Source organism: Leifsonella bigeumensis, from assembly GCF_039537265.1.
GTDB lineage: Bacteria > Actinomycetota > Actinomycetes > Actinomycetales > Microbacteriaceae > Terrimesophilobacter > Terrimesophilobacter bigeumensis.
Genome location: NZ_BAABAE010000003.1, coordinates 1,002,458 through 1,020,163, shown reverse-complemented (window position 1 = coordinate 1,020,163; position 17,706 = coordinate 1,002,458). Strand labels below are relative to the sequence as shown.

18 protein-coding genes are annotated in these 17,706 nt (G+C 68.0%); 1 reads left to right on the top strand and 17 read right to left on the bottom strand.

Going from position 1 to position 17,706, the window contains the following annotated elements; translation table 11 throughout:
* Positions 1-59: 59 nt before the first annotated feature.
* From ABD678_RS10075 to ABD678_RS10050, 6 genes are all read right to left on the bottom strand, one after another.
* Positions 60-473 (bottom strand): GNAT family N-acetyltransferase, encoded by a 414-nt coding sequence (locus ABD678_RS10075; protein WP_344756238.1) that lies wholly within the window; start codon positions 471-473, stop codon positions 60-62.
* A gap of 25 nt (positions 474-498) precedes the next feature.
* Positions 499-921 (bottom strand): cytochrome c oxidase subunit 4, encoded by a 423-nt coding sequence (locus tag ABD678_RS10070; protein ID WP_344756236.1) that lies wholly within the window; start codon positions 919-921, stop codon positions 499-501.
* Position 922: 1 nt separating this feature from the next.
* Positions 923-2,710 carry an aa3-type cytochrome oxidase subunit I gene (gene ctaD, locus ABD678_RS10065; protein ID WP_344756234.1) on the bottom strand — a complete coding sequence of 596 codons (1,788 nt, stop codon included), beginning with the start codon at positions 2,708-2,710 and terminating at the stop codon, positions 923-925.
* Between the two features lie 12 nt (positions 2,711-2,722).
* Positions 2,723-3,601: an aa3-type cytochrome oxidase subunit II gene (gene ctaC, locus ABD678_RS10060; protein ID WP_344756233.1), complete on the bottom strand. Its 879-nt coding sequence runs from the start codon at positions 3,599-3,601 to the stop codon at positions 2,723-2,725.
* A 98-nt stretch (positions 3,602-3,699) separates the two neighbouring features.
* Positions 3,700-4,065: an iron-sulfur cluster insertion protein ErpA gene (gene erpA / locus ABD678_RS10055; protein WP_344756231.1), complete on the bottom strand. Its 366-nt coding sequence runs from the start codon at positions 4,063-4,065 to the stop codon at positions 3,700-3,702.
* 37 nt (positions 4,066-4,102) lie between these two features.
* Entirely contained in the window at positions 4,103-5,494 is a 1,392-nt protein-coding gene (locus ABD678_RS10050) for a dipeptidase (protein WP_344756229.1), read from the bottom strand.
* Between the two features lie 40 nt (positions 5,495-5,534).
* Between ABD678_RS10050 and ABD678_RS10045 the strand changes: the two genes are divergently transcribed.
* Positions 5,535-6,113: a DUF3043 domain-containing protein gene (locus ABD678_RS10045; RefSeq protein WP_344756227.1), complete on the top strand. Its 579-nt coding sequence runs from the start codon at positions 5,535-5,537 to the stop codon at positions 6,111-6,113.
* Here the strand turns inward: ABD678_RS10045 and ABD678_RS10040 are convergent.
* The 11 genes from ABD678_RS10040 to ftsZ all read right to left on the bottom strand — a co-directional run bounded on the left by ABD678_RS10040 (position 6,088) and on the right by ftsZ (position 17,693).
* On the bottom strand, positions 6,088-7,134 hold the full coding sequence (locus tag ABD678_RS10040; RefSeq protein WP_344756225.1) for a quinone-dependent dihydroorotate dehydrogenase: 1,047 nt from the start codon (positions 7,132-7,134) through the stop codon (positions 6,088-6,090). The genes ABD678_RS10045 and ABD678_RS10040 overlap by 26 nt on opposite strands.
* Before the next feature lie 33 nt (positions 7,135-7,167).
* Positions 7,168-7,641, bottom strand: a complete 474-nt coding sequence (gene nrdR / locus ABD678_RS10035; RefSeq protein WP_344756223.1) for a transcriptional regulator NrdR — start codon at positions 7,639-7,641, stop codon at positions 7,168-7,170.
* A gap of 66 nt (positions 7,642-7,707) precedes the next feature.
* On the bottom strand, positions 7,708-9,018 hold the full coding sequence (hisD, locus tag ABD678_RS10030) for a histidinol dehydrogenase (protein ID WP_344756222.1): 1,311 nt from the start codon (positions 9,016-9,018) through the stop codon (positions 7,708-7,710).
* A gap of 44 nt (positions 9,019-9,062) precedes the next feature.
* Positions 9,063-12,578 (bottom strand): DNA polymerase III subunit alpha, encoded by a 3,516-nt coding sequence (gene dnaE / locus ABD678_RS10025; RefSeq protein ID WP_344756220.1) that lies wholly within the window; start codon positions 12,576-12,578, stop codon positions 9,063-9,065.
* An 85-nt stretch (positions 12,579-12,663) separates the two neighbouring features.
* Positions 12,664-13,584, bottom strand: coding sequence for an RluA family pseudouridine synthase (locus ABD678_RS10020; protein ID WP_344756218.1), 921 nt, complete (start codon positions 13,582-13,584; stop codon positions 12,664-12,666).
* A gap of 4 nt (positions 13,585-13,588) precedes the next feature.
* A complete protein-coding gene (lspA, locus tag ABD678_RS10015; protein ID WP_344757164.1) occupies positions 13,589-14,185 on the bottom strand; it encodes a signal peptidase II in 597 nt (198 codons plus the stop codon).
* A gap of 1 nt (position 14,186) precedes the next feature.
* Positions 14,187-14,888 carry a DivIVA domain-containing protein gene (locus ABD678_RS10010; RefSeq protein WP_344756216.1) on the bottom strand — a complete coding sequence of 234 codons (702 nt, stop codon included), beginning with the start codon at positions 14,886-14,888 and terminating at the stop codon, positions 14,187-14,189.
* 131 nt (positions 14,889-15,019) lie between these two features.
* Positions 15,020-15,274 (bottom strand): YggT family protein, encoded by a 255-nt coding sequence (locus ABD678_RS10005; protein ID WP_344757162.1) that lies wholly within the window; start codon positions 15,272-15,274, stop codon positions 15,020-15,022.
* A 67-nt stretch (positions 15,275-15,341) separates the two neighbouring features.
* Entirely contained in the window at positions 15,342-15,818 is a 477-nt protein-coding gene (locus ABD678_RS10000; protein ID WP_344756214.1) for a cell division protein SepF, read from the bottom strand.
* Positions 15,819-15,855: 37 nt separating this feature from the next.
* Complete coding sequence (locus ABD678_RS09995; protein WP_344756212.1) at positions 15,856-16,542, bottom strand: YggS family pyridoxal phosphate-dependent enzyme; 687 nt, start codon at positions 16,540-16,542, stop codon at positions 15,856-15,858.
* A complete protein-coding gene (ftsZ, locus tag ABD678_RS09990) occupies positions 16,539-17,693 on the bottom strand; it encodes a cell division protein FtsZ (RefSeq protein WP_344756210.1) in 1,155 nt (384 codons plus the stop codon). The genes ABD678_RS09995 and ftsZ overlap by 4 nt, the downstream gene beginning before the upstream one ends.
* Between the last annotated feature and the right edge of the window lie 13 nt (positions 17,694-17,706).

Sequence of the window (17,706 nt, the reverse complement as noted above, 5' to 3'; positions counted from 1 at the left end):
GGCCCTGCGCCCGGGACCGGGCGTCGCGGCGTCGACCAGAAATGGTCGACGCTCCAGGCTCACCCGCGCTCGTCGAAACGCTTCTTGAGGAAGTCCGCTGTCGACCGGTAGTCGAGCCGCTCGTAGAACGAGGCGCTGCGCAGTGTTGCGACCGTGAGCTGCTGCACCCCGCGGTCGAGGCACTCGCGCTCGATCTCCCCCACGAGCAGGCTACCGATCCCCCTGCCGCGCGAGCTCTCGTCCACGACGAGCTCCTGCAGCTGTGCTGAGTCGCCATTCGTGTAGAACAGGCGGGCGATCGTCGCCAGGGCATACCCGATCACCACGCCGCCGTCGTCAGCCACGAACAGGATGTGATCATCGGCCTGCTTGATGGCATCGGCGAATGCTGCGTCGAAGACCGGCCGATTGGGAGTGTACTGCTCGCCCAGCTGCGCCAGCAGGCCGAACACGGCACCGCTGTCGCCCGGCACAGCGTACCGGATGGCAGGAGGAGGACTAACGGCCAAAGTATCCGCGGTAGTACTCGTAGGTCCAGCCGACGATGCTCACGAACGCGAAGGCGGCGCCGATGAACGCGATCCAGGCGCCGATCGCAATACCGAGGAAGACCAGAGCCGCACCGGCTCCCAGCATGACGGGCCACCAGCTCCACGGACTGTAGAAGCCGACCTCGGTGTCCCCGTCATCGATGTTCGCGTAGGGGAGGTCCTCCGGCAGTTCCCCGCCCTGGGCCTTGTGATGCTTGCCAAGATAGAAGGCGATGAGGGCGAAGAGGGCACCGCACAGCGCGAGCGCGACCGTTCCGACCCATTCGACGTATCCGTGGAACGGATCGACGAGACTCCAGATCGTGTACATGACGCACGATCCCCAGAAGAAGGCCGTGAGGATCCAGAACAGATGAGTGTTGGTCTTCACGCTACTTCACTTTCTCGTCGCTGAGGTCGACCACCGGGGCGTCCGGCGCATCCTTGCCTGGCCCGATCCCGTACTGCAGGGCCGCGGCTTCCGGGTGGTTGAGGTCGAAGGCCGGCGACTCGGAGCGGATGCGCGGAATCGAGGTGAAGTTGTGGCGCGGGGGCGGGCAGGAGGTCGCCCACTCGAGGGAGCGACCGTAGCCCCACGGGTCGTTCACCGTGACCCTGGGCGCCCGGCGAGCCGTGATGTACACGTTGTACAGGAACGGGATCATCGAGATCCCGAGCAGCATCGCACCCATCGTCGACAACTGGTTCATCCAGGTGAAGCCGTCTTCCGGCTGGTAGGTCGCGTAGCGGCGCGGCATCCCCATGACGCCGAGCCAGTGCTGCACGAGGAAGGTCGTGTGGAATCCGAGGAACAGCAACCAGAAGTGCACCTTGCCGAGACGCTCGTTGAGCATCTTGCCCGTCCACTTGGGCCACCAGAAGTAGAAGCCGCTGAACATCGCGAACACCACGGTGCCGAAGACCACGTAGTGGAAGTGCGCGACGACGAAGTAGGTGTCGGAGACGTGGAAGTCGAGCGGCGGCGAGGCGAGGATGACGCCGGTGAGCCCACCGAAGGTGAAGGTCACGAGGAAGCCGATCGCCCAGAGCATGGCGGCCTCGAAGGTGATCGAACCGCGCCACATCGTGCCTATCCAGTTGAAGATCTTGACGCCGGTCGGCACCGCGATGAGCATGGTCATGAGCGAGAAGAACGGCAGCAGCACCGATCCGGTCACGTACATGTGGTGCGCCCACACGGTGACCGACAGCGCCGCGATGGCCACTGTCGCGCCGACGAGCGTCTTGTAGCCGAAGACCGGCTTTCGGCTGAAGACCGGGAACACCTCCGAGACGATGCCGAAGAACGGCAAGGCGATGATGTAGACCTCCGGATGCCCGAAGAACCAGAACAGGTGCTGCCAGAGGATGGCGCCACCGGCCTCGACGTTGTAGATGTGTCCGCCGAAGACCCGGTCCATGCCGAGGCCGAGGAGGGCCGCAGCGAGGGGCGGGAAGGCCATGAGCACGAGAATCGAGGTGACCATCGCGTTCCAGGTGAAGATCGGCATCCGGAACATCGTCATACCCGGTGCACGCATCGTGATGATCGTCGTGATGAAGTTCACCGCACCGAGGATCGTCCCGAACCCGCTCAGGGCGAGACCGAACACCCAGAGGTTGCCTCCGGCCCCAGGCGAGAACGTCGTCTCGGAGAGCGGAGCGTAGGCGAACCAGCCGAACGATGCCGCCCCCTGCGGGGTGAGGAATCCGGCCACGGCGATGAGGCTGCCGAAGCTGTAGAACCAGTAGGCGAGGGCGTTCAGCCGCGGGAAGGCGACATCCGGCGCGCCGATCTGCAGGGGCATGATGACGTTCACGAAGCCCGCGAAGAGCGGCGTCGCGAACATGAGCAGCATGATCGTCCCGTGCATCGTGAACAGCTGGTTGTACTGTTCCTTCGTCTGCAGCAGCTCGAGGCCCGGCTCGAAGAGCTGGGCGCGGATGACGAGCGCCATGACCCCGCCGAGGCAGAAGTAGATGAACGAGGTGATGAGGTACAAGTAACCGATCTTCTTGTGATCGGTCGTCGTGATCCAGTCGACGATGAGGTCGCCCTTGGTGCCGACCCTCGAGGCCCCGAAGTCCTGCACGCTCCCCCGCTTCGGTTGCTGCGGAGCGGTCGGCCGTGACTCGCTCGTGCGCTGCTCGGTGCCTCGGGGTGCTGTCGTTGTGCTCATGATCTGCTTGCCCTACTCGTTGCCGGTCGGGGCTTCGGTGCCCGGCTGGTTGGTGTTCGTGTTGTACTCCGGCCCGCGGATGCCGGTCTGGCCCTGGTCGACGAGACTCTGGATGTACGCCTCGTACTCCGACTCGGAGACGACCTTCACCTGGAAGAGCATGAGCGAGTGGTATTCGCCGCAGAGCTCGGCGCACTTGCCCATGTACGTCCCCTCCTTGAGAGGCGTGAAGTACATGTGGTTCGTGTGGCCCGGGATCATGTCCTTCTTGTAGAGGAAGTCGGGAACCCAGAACGAGTGGACGACGTCGCGGCTCTCGATGTCGATCGAGACGGACTTGCCGACCGGCAGGTAGAGCACCGGCAGCTGGTCGTAGTCGATGAACGGTGCGGTGTCGATCTCCTGGGCCTGCACGCCCGAGTAGTGGACTCCATCGCCGTTGGGACCGACGTTGAGGTAGTTGAAGTCCCAGGCCCAGCGCTTGCCGAAGACCTGGATCTCGACATCCGGATTCGCCGTCGGCGCCTCGATCTTCGCCTGGTCGCGCGCAGTGAAGGCGAAGAACCCCAGGACCAGGATGAGCGGGACGATCGTGTAGAAGATCTCGATCGGCATGTTGTAGCGCAGTTGCACCGGCAGTCCGGTCTGGCCCTTGCGGCGGCGGTAGACGACCGCCGTCCAGATGATGAGGCCCCACACGAGGAGCCCGACGCCCAGCAGGATGATCCAGCTCGTGACCCAGAGGCCCGTGACGTCGTCGGTGTGGTTGGTGATTCCGGGCTCCCCCGGCAGGAAGCCGCGCAACTGCTGCTGCGTGCACCCCGCGAGGGCGAGGGCGACGCCCAGAGCGGTCGGGATGGCAATCCATCGGAGACGGCGAGGAGAACGCACTTGTGGACCTCTCGGATGACACGGAGACTGACAATCGCAGTCTATTGACTGCCTCCAGCCTACTCCGAAGGACGCGCCCTTCCGGCCGGAAACCCGCCCTAGTGGAAGGAATCCCCGCACGCGCAGCTACCCGCCGCATTGGGGTTGTCGATCGTGAAGCCCTGCTTCTGGATGGTGTCCTCGAAATCGATGGCCGCGCCATCGAGATAGGGAACGCTCATCTTGTCGACCACGACCTCGACACCCTCGAAGTCGACGGTGGTGTCACCGTCGAGCAGGCGCTCGTCGAAGTACAGCTGGTAGATGAGGCCGGAGCATCCCCCGGGCTGGACGGCGACGCGAAGGCGCAGGTCGTCCCTGCCCTCCTGCTTGCACAGCGTGCGCACCTTCTGGGCCGCCGCGCTCGTCAGGCTGACACCGTGGGCGGGGGTCGCGGTGCGGTCCGGTGCAATGGTCTCGGTCATCTCTGCTCCCTCGAGGCTCTCTTCCAGTGTAAGCGCATCATCCGCGAGCGTTGAGTTTCGACAGGAGCACCGCTTCGGTGAGGATGGCACGGCGGAAGACGCCCAGGTGCAGCGACTCATTGGGGCTGTGGGCCCGCGAGTCGGGGTCCTCGACGCCCGTCACGAGCACCTGCGTCTGGGGAAAGAGCTCGACGAGGTCGGAGATGAACGGGATCGAGCCGCCGATCCCGGTCTCGACCGGTTCGACGCCCCAGGCCTGGAGCATCGCATCCTTGGCCTCGGCGACCGCCCAACCGCTCGTGTCGACGAGGAACGGGTCACCCCGGTCGATGTCGTCGATCTCGACGACGGCACCGAACGGTGCAGCGGCGCGCACATGCTTCTCGAGGGCCTCGAAGGCGGATGCGGCACTCTGGCCGGGTGCGATGCGAGCGCTGATCCGTACCGAGACCGCCGGCAGGAGGGTGTTGGACGCGTTCGCCACCGACGGTGCATCGATGCCGGTCACGGTGATGGCCGGCTGGTACCACAAGCGGCTCAGGATGTCTCCGGCGCCGATCGGGGCCACCCCGTCCAGCAGGGCGGCCTCCTCGCGCAACTGCGACTCCGGGTACGCCGGAGTCTCGCCAGCGGTGCTCGTGAGCCCTTCGACGGCGACGCTCCCCGACTCGTCGTGCAGGGTCGCGAGCAGCCGGATCATGGCGAGCATGGCGTCCGGGGCCGCGCCACCGAACATTCCGGAGTGGGAGGCGTGGTCGAGCGTGCGCACGGTGAGCCGGAACGTGACGTTGCCGCGGAGGGCGACCGTGAGTGCGGGGGTGTCCACGTTCCAGTTGTCGGAGTCGGCGACGACGATGACATCGGCGGAGAGCTCCTCCCGATGCTGGAGCAGGAAGTTCTTGAAGGAGCGCGAACCGAACTCCTCCTCCCCTTCGAAGAAGAGGACGAGCCCGAGATCGAAGTCGGGACCTTCGGCCTCGACGAGGGCGCGGATCGCGGCGATGTGCGCCATGACGCCGGCCTTGTCGTCAGCGGCGCCGCGGCCATAGAGGCGGTCCCCGCGCACCGTCGGCTCGAACGGCGGGGACTCCCAGTCCTCGTCCTTGCCGGGGGGCTGCACGTCGTGGTGGGCATAGAGCACGATGGTGGGCCGGCCGTTGCGAGCCGCCCGCGTTGCGAGGATCGCCGGCTGGCCGAAGTTCTCCGTGCTGCCGATCTTCGCCTGCGAGATCCGCACCGACTCGAACACCCCGAGGTCGTTCACGAGCTCGACGACGGCCTCGGCGCTGCGCCGGACGTTCGCCGGGTCGAAGGCCGCCCAGGAGACGGAGGGGATCCGCACGAGGTCGCAGAGGTCGGCGATCGCGGAGGGCAGGCCTGCGCCGACGGCATCCGCCAGGCGCTCGGTGGCGGAGGGTGAGGAGGTCATACCGGTAATCTTAAGCGCACACCGACAGCAGGGATGGAATGTGGCCAAGGCAGGCAAGAGCGACGAAGCGCCGGACGACGAGCTGAACACCGACGGCACGATGTCCGGCAAGGGTCGGCCGACCCCCACGCGCAAGGAGCGCGAGGCCGCCAACCTGCGCCCGCTCGTGAGCAACGACCGCAAGGCCGCGGCCAAGGCCTCCCGCGCCAAGATGGCCGAGGCGCGCGAGAAGGCCAGGGTCGGTATGGCCGCCGGCGAGGAGAAGTACCTGCCGGTGCGTGACAAGGGTCCGCAGCGCCGCTGGATCCGCGACTACGTCGACGCCCGGTTCAGTGTCGGCGAAGTTCTCATTCCGGTCATGTTCATCGTCATCATCCTGACCTTCATCAACGACGAGCGCGTACAGCTCATCGGGATCGCGGGGCTCTGGCTGTTCTTCCTCGTCGCCGTGATCGACGGGATCATCCTCGGATTCATCGTGAACCGCAGGCTCGCCGCGAAGTTCGGCGACGACAAGCTCCAGCGCGGCAACCGTTGGTACGCCGCCATGCGGGCGATGCAGCTACGGGTGATGCGGTTGCCGAAGCCTCAGGTCAGGCGCGGGCAGTACCCCTCGTAGCACTCCGCGCGAGGCCCCTGTTGATCTGCCTGGCCCAGAGCGGACCGCGGTAGAGGAAGCCCGTGTAGCCCTGCACGAGCGTAGCCCCCGCGTCGAGCCTCTCCTGCACCTGCTCCGCGGTCTCCACGCCGCCGACCGAGATGATGCAGAATTCCACCGGTACCGCTGCCCTCAGGATGCGCAGGACCTCGAGCGACCGTGCGCCGAGCGGTGCGCCGGAGAGGCCGCCCTCCCCGGACGCGGCGACGACCTTCGCGTCGGTCACGAGCCCCTCGCGCGAGAGCGTGGTGTTCGTGGCGACGACCCCGGCGAGGCCGAGTCCGACCGCGAGCGAGGAGACCCGCAGCACCGCCTGGTCCTCGAGCTCCGGTGCGATCTTGACGAGCACGGGTGTCGTCCCCGCCGCGTCGCGCACTGCGGTGAGGAGCGGTTCCAGCCGGTCGAGCTCCTGGAGGCCGCGGAGCCCCGGCGTGTTCGGTGAACTCACGTTGACGACGAGGTAGTCCGCGACCGGGGCCAGGACGCGGGTGCTCTCGAGGTAGTCCGCGACCGCATCCTCGACCGCGACGACACGCGACTTGCCGATGTTCGCGCCGACGACGGGGCGTCGGCGGCGGCGACGCTCCCTCTTCAGGCGCGGGACGGCATCCGCTGCGCCGTGGTTGTTGAAGCCCATGCGATTGATGAGCGCGCGATCCGGGATGAGGCGGAACAGGCGGGGGCGTTCGTTGCCCGGCTGGGCGAGCGCGGTCACGGTGCCGACCTCGACGTGGCCGAAGCCGAGGCTCCAGAGACCGTGAACGCCCGTGGCGTCCTTGTCGAAGCCGGCGGCGATGCCGAACGGCGATTCGAAGCGCAGGCCCATCGTCTCGACGGCGAGCGAGGGCGCCGGGCGGGTCAGGACGCGGGTGACGCCGGAGAGGCCCGGGAGGCCGAGCATCCGGATGACGGCGAAGGCGAGGGCGTGCGCGCGCTCGGCGTCGAGCCGCGACAGGAACACTCGGAACAGGAGGCGATACATGCGCTCGCCAGCCTAGCGGGCGCGAGGGGCCGATCAGCGCGTTTCGGGTGCCTCGGCCGTCTCGTGTTCGACCCTCAGGAGGGTGATGGCCGACTCGAAGTCCTCGAGCGAGTCGAAGCCCTGATAGACGCTCGCGAACCTGAGGTAGGCGACCTCGTCGAGCTCCCGCAGCGGAGGCAGGATGGCGAGCCCGATGTCGTTCGCGTCGATCTGGGAGACGCCCGTCGCGCGGATGGCCTCCTCGACCTGCTGGGCGAGCACGGCGAGATCGGTGTCGGTCACCGGGCGGCCCTGACAGGCCTTGCGGACGCCGGCCACGATCTTCTCCCGGCTGAACGGCTGCACGACACCGCTTCGCTTGACGACGTTGAGGCTCGCCGTCTCGGTCGTGCTGAACCGGCGACCGCACTCCGGGCACTGGCGGCGTCGGCGGATCGACAGACCGTCGTCGCTCGTGCGCGAGTCGACGACGCGGGAGTCCGGATACCGGCAGAACGGGCAGAACATAGTGCCTCAAGAGTACGCCACCGGCCTGGAGATGCCGGGACTGCGGACGCTGGCGGGTTGCTCCGGCTACTCCGTGGAGAAGCGCGCGGTCACCGCCGCGGCATGCGCCGGCAGGTCCTCAGCATTCGCGAGTGCCGTGATGTGCTCAGCCACGCCGCGAAGCCCCCCGCGGTCATAGCGGATGACCTGCTGCGGCCTCAGGAACGTCGCCACGCCGAGCCCCGAGGAGAACCGGGCCTGCCCGCCCGTCGGCAGTACGTGGTTGGAGCCTGCGAGGTAGTCGCCGAGGCTCACCGGCGAGTGCTCGCCCAGGAAGATCGCGCCCGCGCTGTCGATCGACGCGAGCAGGGCATCCGGATCGCGCACCTGCAACTCGAGGTGCTCCGGGCCGTACGCGTTGCTGAAGGCTGCAGCCGACGCGAGGCTGTCGACGATGACGATGGCGGACTGCTCGCCTCCGAGGGAGGTGCGCACCCGGGTTCCGTGGTGGGCGCTCTCGGCGAGCAGGCCGAGCTCAGCGCGTGCCCGGGTGGCGAAATCGGCGGAGTCCGTCACGAGCACGGCCGCGGCGAGCTCATCGTGCTCTGCCTGGCTCACGAGGTCGGCGGCGACGAGCACCGGATCGGCGTCCTCGTCGGCGATGATCAGGATCTCCGTCGGTCCGGCCTCGGCGTCGATGCCGACCTGCCCGCGCACGAGGCGCTTGGCGGCGGCGACCCAGATGTTGCCAGGACCGGTCACGAGGTCGACGGGCTCGAGCCCCAGGTCGGCGACCCCCCAGGCGAAGGCCCCGATCGCGCCCGCGCCGCCCATGGCGTAGACCTCGTCGATGCCGAGCAGCCCCGCCGCGGCAAGGACCGTCGGATGCACACCCCCTCCGAAGTCCTTCTGCGGCGGTGAGGCCAGGGCCACGGAGGCGACTCCGGCGACCTGCGCCGGGACGACGTTCATGATGACGCTCGAAGGATAGACGGCCTTCCCGCCCGGCACGTAGAGACCGACACGGCGGATCGGCTGCCAGCGCTGCTGCACGAGCGCACCGTCGCCGAGCCCGGTCGTGATCGGTACCGGCAGCTGAGCGGTCGACACGGCCCGGACGCGCCGGATGGCCTCCTCGAGCGCCTCCCGCACCGCAGGCGCGAGCTGTTCGACCGCGCGGCGCAGGTCGCGCTCCGGAACACGCAGGGCGCCCGGTCGCACCCCGTCGAGCCGTTCGGCCTGATCGAGCAGCGCCGCGGAAGCCCGTTCCCGTACGTCGTCGATGAGCTCGGCGGCCGCCTCCGTCGCCGCCGAGACGTCGACGCGGGCACGCGGCATGAGTCCCGAGAGCTCGGCAGCGCTATGCGCTGTCCCGCGCAGGTCAATCGTGGCGATCATGGCAGAACCCAGCCTAGCCGCGGCCGCAGGACCCGCCCGCATCGCTAACTCAGGCAGTTGGGGCCGAGAAGCGACTTGAGCTCGCCGTACAGGTCGGCGCTCACGCTCACCGGGTACGGCACCTCGAACATCCGGGCGCTGTCGCCCTTGACGAGCTTGAGCCGGACCTCGTTGTCTCCCGAATGGCGGATGAGCACGTCGTTGAGCGCCGTGACGACATCCGTCGTCGCCCGGGACTCCGGCACCGAGATGACCAGCGGTCCCGCCCCGAGACTCTGCCCGAGGTCGGGAGAGAACAGGCTCACGGCGTGCAGGGCGACGCCGTCGTCGCGCTGGTTGACTCTGCCCTTGACGACGACGATCGAGTCGTTCACGAGGGCGGGCGAGAACTCCTGGTAGGTCTTGCCGAGGAACATGATCGAGATCTCCGCGCCGAAATCCTCGACCTGGATGATCCCGTAGGGGTTCCCGCTGTTGCGCGCCGTGCGGTGCTGCACGCTCGTGATGAGTCCCGCGATCGACACGGTCTCGCCGTCGGAGGCCGCCTCCCCCGCGATGAGCTCGGAGATCCCGACGCTCGCGTGCTTGGCCAGCTGCAGCTCGAGTCCGGCCAGCGGATGGTCGGAGACGTAGAGCCCCAGCATCTCCCGCTCGAAGGCCAGCTTGTCGCGCTTCGACCACTCCGGCCGGTCGGGAACCTTGTTGACCGGCTGCGGCTCCTCCCACAGGCTGTCGAAGTCGAACCCGACCTGGCCGTTCGCCTCGGCACGCTTCTGGGTCACGGCGGCCTCGACGGCATCCTCGTGGATCTCGATGAGGGCGCGCCGCGTGGCACCGAGCGAGTCGAACGCGCCCGCCTTCACGAGCGACTCGACCGTGCGCTTGTTCGCGACCGGGATCGGCACCTTGTGCAGGAAGTCGTGGAAGCTCTCGAACCGCCCCTTCTCCTCGCGTGCGGACCGGATGGCGTCGACGACGTTGGCCCCCACGTTCCGGACCGCACCGAGCCCGAATCGGATGTCGTCGCCGGCGGCCGTGAAGTCCCCCGCCGACTCGTTGACGTCCGGGGCGAGAACCTGGATGCCCATCCGGCGGCACTCCGCGAGATACACGCCGAGCTTGTCCTTGGAGTCGCCAACGCTCGTCAGGAGCGCTGCCATGTACTCGGCCGGGTAGTTGGCCTTGAGGTAGGCCGTCCAGTAGCTGAGAACCGCGTAGGCGGCCCCATGGGACTTGTTGAAGCCGTAGTCGGAGAAGGGGACCATGATGTCCCACAGCGCGCTCGCGGCCGCCTTGCTGTAGCCGTTCTTCTCCATGCCGGCCGCGAAGTTCGCGAACTCCTTGTTGAGGACCTTGAGGTCCTTCTTGCCCATCGCCTTCCGCAGCGTGTCGGCCTGACTGAGGGTGAATCCGGCCACCTTCTGGGCTGCGGCCATGACCTGCTCCTGGTAGATGACGAGCCCGTAGGTCTCCCCCAGGATGTCGGCGAGCGGTTCGGCGAGCTCGGGATGGATCGCGTCGACCCCCTCGAGCCCGTTCTTGCGCAGGGCGTACCTGGTGTGCGAGTTCATGCCCATGGGGCCGGGCCGGTACAGGGCGATGACGGCCGTGATGTCGTTGAAGCTGTCGGGCTTGAGCTGCTTGAGGAGCGCCCGCAGCGGACCGCCGTCCAGCTGGAACACGCCGAGGGTGTCGCCGTGAGCGAGCAGCTCGTAGGTCTTCGCGTCGCCGTTCAGGTCGAGGTCCTCGAGTACGACATCCACCCCGCGGTTGGAGGCGATCGAGGCGAGCGCATCCTGCAGCACCGTGAGGTTGCGAAGGCCTAAGAAGTCCATCTTGAGCAGCCCGAGCTTCTCGCACGGCGGCTGGTCGAACTGGGTGATGATGGCGCCGTCATCCTCGCGCTTCATGATCGGGAGCACGTCGATGAGCGGCTCGGCGGACATGATGACCCCCGCCGCGTGCACCCCCCACTGCCGCTTGAGGTTCTCGATGCCCAACGCGGTCGCGAACACGCGGGCGGCCTCGGGGTCGGTGTCGACGAGCGCGCGCAGGTCGCCGGCCTCCTTGTAGCGAGCCGAGTCCTTGTTCGTGACGTCGGCGAGCCCCATGTCCTTTCCCATGATGGGCGGCGGCATGGCCTTGGTGAGCTTCTCGCCGACGGCGTAGGGCATCCCGAGCACGCGGGCGGAGTCCTTGAGCGCCTGCTTGGCCTTGATCGTGCCGTAGGTCACGATCTGGGCGACCCGGTCGTCGCCGTATTTCTCGGTGACGTAGCGGATGACCTCGCCGCGGCGCCGGTCGTCGAAGTCGATGTCGATGTCGGGCATCGAGATGCGGTCGGGGTTCAGGAAGCGCTCGAAGATGAGGCCGTGCGCGAGCGGGTCGAGGCCGGTGATCTTCATCGCCCAGGCGACGAGGGATCCGGCGGCCGATCCGCGGCCCGGGCCGACCCGGATGCCGTGCTCGCGCGCCCAGCCGATGAAGTCGGCGACGACGAGGAAATAGCCGGGGAACCCCATCTGGTTGATGACGCCGACCTCGTAGTCGGCCTGCGCACGGTGTTTCTCCGGCACACCGGCCGGAAAACGCTCGGCCAGGCCGCGCTCCACCTCTGCGGCGAACCAGGTCGCCTCGGTGTGCCCTTCCGGCACCGGGAACCGCGGCATGAGGTCGCGCTTCTCGAACGAGACCTCGCAGGCCTCGGCGATGAGCAGCGTGTTCGAGACCGCCTCGGGGTGGTCGGAGAAGAGCGCCCGCATCTCCGCGGCCGACTTGAGGTAGAACTCCTGCGAGTCGAACTTGAACCGGTTCGGGTCATCGAGCGTCGAGGCGGACTGGACGCACAGCAGTGCCGCGTGGGCGTCCGCGTCGCCCGGATGCGTGTAGTGCAGGTCGTTGGTCGCCACGAGCGGCATCCCGAGCTCCTTGGCGAGGGCGAGGAGCTCGGTCATGGTCCGGCGTTCGATGTCGATGCCGTGGTCCATGATCTCGCAGTAGAAGTTCTCCTTGCCGAAGATGTCCTGGAACTCCGCCGCCGCCTTCCGCGCCTCGTCGTACTGGCCGAGCCGCAGACGCGTCTGCACCTCGCCTCCGACGCAGCCGGTCGTCGCGATGACGCCCTCCGCATACCTGCTGAGGAGCTCGCGGTCCATTCTGGGCCGGTAGTAGAAGCCTTCGATCGAGGCGAGCGAGGACATCCGGAACAGGTTGTGCAGGCCGGTGTTGTCCTTCGCGAGGAGCGTCATGTGGGTGTACGCGCCGTTGCCGCCCACGTCGTTCTCGCCGCCGTCGCCCCAGCGAGTGCGCGTCTTGTCCCTGCGGTCGGTGCCGGGGGTCAGGTAGGCCTCGGTGCCGATGATCGGCTTGATGCCGGCCTCGGTCGCGGTGTGCCAGAAATCGTAGGCGCCGAACATGTTCCCGTGGTCGGTGACCGCGATCGCCGGCATCTGCTGCTCGACCGCGGCGGCGATCAGCGGCGAGACCCGGGCGGCGCCGTCCAGCATCGAGTACTCGCTGTGGACGTGCAGGTGCACGAACGAGTCGCTGCTGGATGCCACTGGTTCTCCGACGGGCCGAGGGTGTCACACCAGCTTAAGCCAGCGCGGGTCGGACGGCGCAGACGACGTGCCGTCCGACGGCCTGTCAGTCGGCCCGGAGCACCTCGAGCGCATGCTCGAGATCCGCCGGGTAGGGCGAGGTGAACTCGACCTGCTCCCCCGAGCCCGGGTGCCGGAACCGCAGTCGCACGGCGTGCAGCCACTGCCGCTCGAGACCGAGGCGAGCAGACAGTGCCGGGTCGGCGCCGTACGTCTCGTCGCCGACGCAGGGATGGCGCTGGGCGGCCAGGTGCACCCGGATCTGGTGGGTGCGACCGGTCTCCAGGTGGATCTCGAGCAGCGAGGCGGCACGGAACGCCTCGATCGTCTCGTAGTGCGTGACGGAGGGCTTGCCGTCGCTCGTGACCGCGAACTTCCAGCGCGAGCCCGGGTGCCTCCCGATGGGAGCGTCGATCGTCCCTCGGAGCGGATCCGGATGCCCCTGGGCGACGGCGTGGTAGATCTTCCCGACCTCCCGGTCGTGGAAGGCGCGCTTGAGCTCGGTGTAGGCGCGCTCGCTGCCTGCCACGACCATGAGCCCGCTCGTCCCCACGTCGAGGCGATGCACGATCCCGGCCCGTTCGGCCGCCCCGGAGGTGCTGACCCGGATGCCGGCGGCGGCGAGGGCGCCGAGCACGGTCGGCCCGGTCCATCCCATCGAGGGGTGCGCCGCGACTCCGACCGGTTTGTCGACGACGACGATGTCGGCATCCTGATGGACGACGCGCAGGCCGGGAACCGCGAGCGGGACGACCGCGGGGGGCCTTCGGGGCTCCCAGACCACCTCGAGCCAGGCCCCCTCCCTCAGCCGGTCGGATTTCGCGACAGGCGCCCCGTCGACCGTGACACCGCCCGCCTCGAGGACCTCGACGGCGAAACTGCGGGAGAACCCGAGAATCTTCGCGAGGGCGGCATCGACACGCTCACCGGCAGCGCCAGGAGGGACCGGGAGGCTGCGGGACTCCATCGGCCTACCGGTCTGGTGTTTCCGACGAGGTCTCCACTGCGGCCTCCCCAGCGGTCCCGGCAGTGGCGATCGCCTTCCGCGGGTGGGTTCCGTCCAGGCGGGTCCCCCGTAGCGACAGGATGATGAAGAGCCCCATGCTCGCGACGATGAAGGAGTCGGCGACGTTGAAGATCGCCGGGAAGCCCCAGACCTGGACGAAGTCGATCACATGCCCGAGCCCGAAACTCGGCTCACGGAACAGGCGATCGGTGAGGTTTCCCAGCGTTCCGCCGAGGAGCATCCCGAACAGGATCGCCCACGACATCGAACGGATGCGGCCGGCGTACCAGATGATGAAGACGGCAACGCCTGCTGCGACGATCGAAAAGATCCAGGTCGAACCGCTCGCGAGCGAGAAGGCTGCACCCGAGTTCTTCACGAAGTGGAACTGCAGGACCTCCCCAAGCACCGGGACCTGCTCACCGACCGCGAGATTCGAGACGATGAGGAACTTGCTGAACTGGTCGAGCCCGTAGACGCCGACGGCGACGAGGGCGAGCGCGACGAGGGCGGACGCCCTGACCTTCCGCGGCGCGGGCGCCGATCTCTCTTCGTCCGACAGCTCAGTTACCGCCGAAGCCCTGGAAACTCGCCGGCGGTTGCGACGGCACCGAATCGTAGGTCACTGCGGGCTCCGGCTGGGATGCTTCTGCGGGGGCGCCGGCGGGAACGGCCGTCCCGTCCAGATCGTGCAGCAGACCCTCGATGTGGCCCTTGAGCTTGGCGCGGTACTCGCGCTCGAACTGGCGCAGTTCCTCGACGCGGCGCTCGAGCGAGGTGCGCTCCTGGTCGAGCGTCTCCAGCTCCGCGCGCTGCTGGGCTTCGCCCTCGCTGACGATCCGTGCAGCGGCGGCATGGCCTTCGGCGATGAGCGCATCGCGCTTCTCGATGCCCTCGCGCACGTGCTCCTCATGGAGTCTCCGCGCGAGCTGCAGGAGGTTGTTCGTGTTGTTGGGGTCGGATGCCGGGTCGACTCCGGCGGCATAGGCCTGAGCGGGTGCAGCCTCGGGCGACGAGGCGACGGGCACGGGCGCGACGACGGGCTCGGCGGCCGGCGCGGCGGTGGCGCCGCTGCGCTGGAGTTCGCTGATCCGGGCATCGCTCGCCACGAGTCGCTGGCGCAGCTCCTCGTTCTCCTGGCCCAGCCTGCGAAGCTCGACGACGACCTCGTCGAGGAAGTCGTCGACCTCGTCCTGGTCGTAGCCCTCGCGGAATTTGGTCGGCTGGAATCGCTTGTTGACCACATCTTCAGGGGTCAGAGCCATGAGTGTCACCTTCAAAGTTCATTGGTACGTCGAATCAACGTACCGCTAACGGTAGCAAATATCTTGTGAATCACCTGCTAGCGACCTTCGACGGATGTCTCGGCGCACCGCTTCGCCGGCTCGGACGGCACTCAGCTGAAGAGGAGCGCCGCGTACATGAGAACGATCACGACGAGCATGACGATGCTCCAGGAGAAGTCCAGCCCTCCTCCGCCGATCCGGATCGACGGCACGAACCGCCGGACGAGCCGGATGGGTGGGTCGGTCAGGGTGAAGACCAGCTCCGCCAGGACGAGCCAGAACCCCTTCGGTCGCCAGTCGCGGGCGAAGCTGCGTGCGAGGTCGAGGACGAACCGGCCCCACATGACGAAGAAGTAGACGAGCAGCGCGACGTACGCGACCGTCGCGATGAGGGGAATGATTGTCGGTGCTCCGGGGTCGGTTCGCCGGCCGTCAGTTCTCGGGGAAGAACGACGCGTCGACCGTCGGCTCGACCTCCGCCTGGTCGCCGCTCACGGCGACGTGCGCCGGCGACAGGAGGAAGACCTTGCTCGTGACCCGCTCGATCCGGCCGTAGAGTCCCTGGGACAGCCCGCTCGCGAAGTCGACGAGGCGCCGGGCCTCCGGCTCGCTCATCTGCGAGAGGTTGATGATGACCGGGATGCCGTCGCGGAAGCTCTCGGCGATCACCTGGGCGTCCTTGTACTGGCGCGGGTGCACGGTGAGGATCTCGTTCATCTCCGCCACGGGGGCCGCCGCCCGAGGCGCGCGTCGCAGGGGTGTCACCGGGGCGCGCTGCGCCTGCTGATGGGCGACCTGCTGGTGGCTCTGCTGCTGGACCGCAACGGGCGCCGGTGCGGCGTCCTCGTAGTCGAACTCTTCGTCGGCAAGGCCCAGGTAGACCATGGTCTTGCGCAGCGGATTAGCCATGTGATGCCTCCAGTGGTGGAACTCCTGTACAGAGAGATTAACCGGCGATGGGCCGATTTCCGGTGATTGCCGTGCCGATCCGAAGGTGTGTCGCGCCTTCGAGGATCGCCTCGCGGTAGTCCCCGGACATCCCGGCGGAGATCGCCGTCGCATCCGGTGCGACCGTGCGCAGCGCCTCGGATGCCGTGCGCACCCGGGCGAAGGCGCGCCGCGGCTCCTCGTCGAGGGGTGCGATCGCCATGACACCCAGCAGGCGCAGGCCCGGGGTTGCGAGTACGAGTTCGGCGAGAGTCGGGAGCCCGGCGAGGTCGACCCCTCCCCTCTCCGGGTCGTCGGTGAGGTTGAGTTGCAGGAAGCAGTCGGTGACCGAATCATCCGAACGCAGCGCCGTCACGAGCGACTCGCGGTCGACGGAGTGGATGACATCGGCATAGGCGGCAACCTGACGCGCCTTCTTGCCCTGCAGCTGCCCGACGAAGTGCCAGGTGAGCCTCAGCGGGGCCAGCTCGGCGGACTTCTGCCTCGCCTCCTGATGCCTGCTCTCCCCCACATCCTGCACGCCGAGCGCGTGCAGCTCGCGCACGAGCGAAGCCGGATGGAACTTGGTCACGACGATCGTCGTGAGCTCTTGGGGGCTCCGACCGGCCTCGCGCGCGGCCTCGGCGACGCCGGACCTCACCGTGGCCAGCCGCTCGGCGAGCGGAGGGCCGACCTGCCGGGTCATTTGAGGAAGTCGGGGATGTCCAGGTCGTCGGCCGCGTCGTCGAACTCGGGGTCGTTGCGCACCGGCGGAAGCTCCGGCTCCTCGCCCCACCCCGCGGCGACCGTGTCCCCGGTGGCGACATGGTCGTATTCTGCGGCCGCTTCGAGCGGCGGGGCTCCGGCGGTGACGTAGTTGGACCGGCGGTCGGCCTTCCGCACGGAAGGCTCTCCCCCGTCGAACCCTGCGGCGATGACCGTCACGCGCACCTCGTCTCCGAGCGTGTCGTCGATGACGGCTCCGAAGATGATGTTCGCTTCCGGATGCACGGCTTCCTGCACGAGCCTGGCCGCGTCGTTGATCTCGAAGATCCCGAGGTTGGAGCCGCCCTGGATGGAGAGCAGCACGCCGTGAGCGCCATCGATGCTCGCCTCGAGGAGGGGGCTCGCAACGGCCAGCTCCGCAGCCTTGATGGCGCGGTCGGCGCCGCGTGAGGAGCCGATTCCCATGAGTGCGGATCCGGCGCCCTGCATGACCGACTTGACGTCGGCGAAGTCGAGGTTGATGAGACCGGGGGTCGTGATGAGGTCGGTGATGCCCTGGACGCCGGCGAGAAGCACCTGGTCGGCCGTGGCGAAGGCCTCGAGGAAGCTGATCCCCCGGTCGCTGATCTCCAGCAGACGGTCGTTCGGCACGACGATGAGGGTGTCGACCTCGCTCTTGAGCGCGGCGACCCCGACTTCGGCCTGGGCGGCCCTGCGCTTGCCCTCGAATCCGAAGGGGCGGGTGACGACGCCGATCGTGAGTGCGCCGATGGATTTCGCGATGCGCGCGACGACGGGAGCGCCACCGGTTCCGGTTCCCCCGCCCTCCCCCGCGGTGACGAAGACCATGTCGGCGCCGGCCAGTGCCTCCTCGATCTCCTCGGCGTGGTCTTCCGCGGCGCGGCGTCCGACCTCGGGGTCGGCGCCTGCTCCGAGTCCGCGCGTGAGCTCCCGGCCGACGTCGAGCTTGACGTCGGCATCGCTCATGAGGAGCGCCTGGGCATCCGTGTTGATGGCGATGAACTCGACGCCGCGCAGGCCGAGCTCGATCATCCGGTTGACGGCATTGACGCCGCCACCGCCGATGCCGACCACCTTGATCACGGCGAGGTAGTTCTGGTTCGATGTCACGTCCGGCCTCCGG

Bases quoted from the DNA above. Each gene is read 5' to 3' on its own strand.
- ctaD (WP_344756234.1), bottom strand. From the start codon at position 2,710: ATGAGCACAACGACAGCACCCCGAGGCACCGAGCAGCGCACGAGCGAG.
- erpA (WP_344756231.1), bottom strand. From the start codon at position 4,065: ATGACCGAGACCATTGCACCGGACCGCACCGCGACCCCCGCCCACGGT.
- ABD678_RS10050 (WP_344756229.1), bottom strand. From the start codon at position 5,494: ATGACCTCCTCACCCTCCGCCACCGAGCGCCTGGCGGATGCCGTCGGC.
- ABD678_RS10040 (WP_344756225.1), bottom strand. From the start codon at position 7,134: ATGTATCGCCTCCTGTTCCGAGTGTTCCTGTCGCGGCTCGACGCCGAG.
- nrdR (WP_344756223.1), bottom strand. From the start codon at position 7,641: ATGTTCTGCCCGTTCTGCCGGTATCCGGACTCCCGCGTCGTCGACTCG.
- hisD (WP_344756222.1), bottom strand. From the start codon at position 9,018: ATGATCGCCACGATTGACCTGCGCGGGACAGCGCATAGCGCTGCCGAG.
- ABD678_RS10020 (WP_344756218.1), bottom strand. From the start codon at position 13,584: ATGGAGTCCCGCAGCCTCCCGGTCCCTCCTGGCGCTGCCGGTGAGCGT.
- ABD678_RS10010 (WP_344756216.1), bottom strand. From the start codon at position 14,888: ATGGCTCTGACCCCTGAAGATGTGGTCAACAAGCGATTCCAGCCGACC.
- ABD678_RS10000 (WP_344756214.1), bottom strand. From the start codon at position 15,818: ATGGCTAATCCGCTGCGCAAGACCATGGTCTACCTGGGCCTTGCCGAC.
- ABD678_RS09995 (WP_344756212.1), bottom strand. From the start codon at position 16,542: ATGACCCGGCAGGTCGGCCCTCCGCTCGCCGAGCGGCTGGCCACGGTG.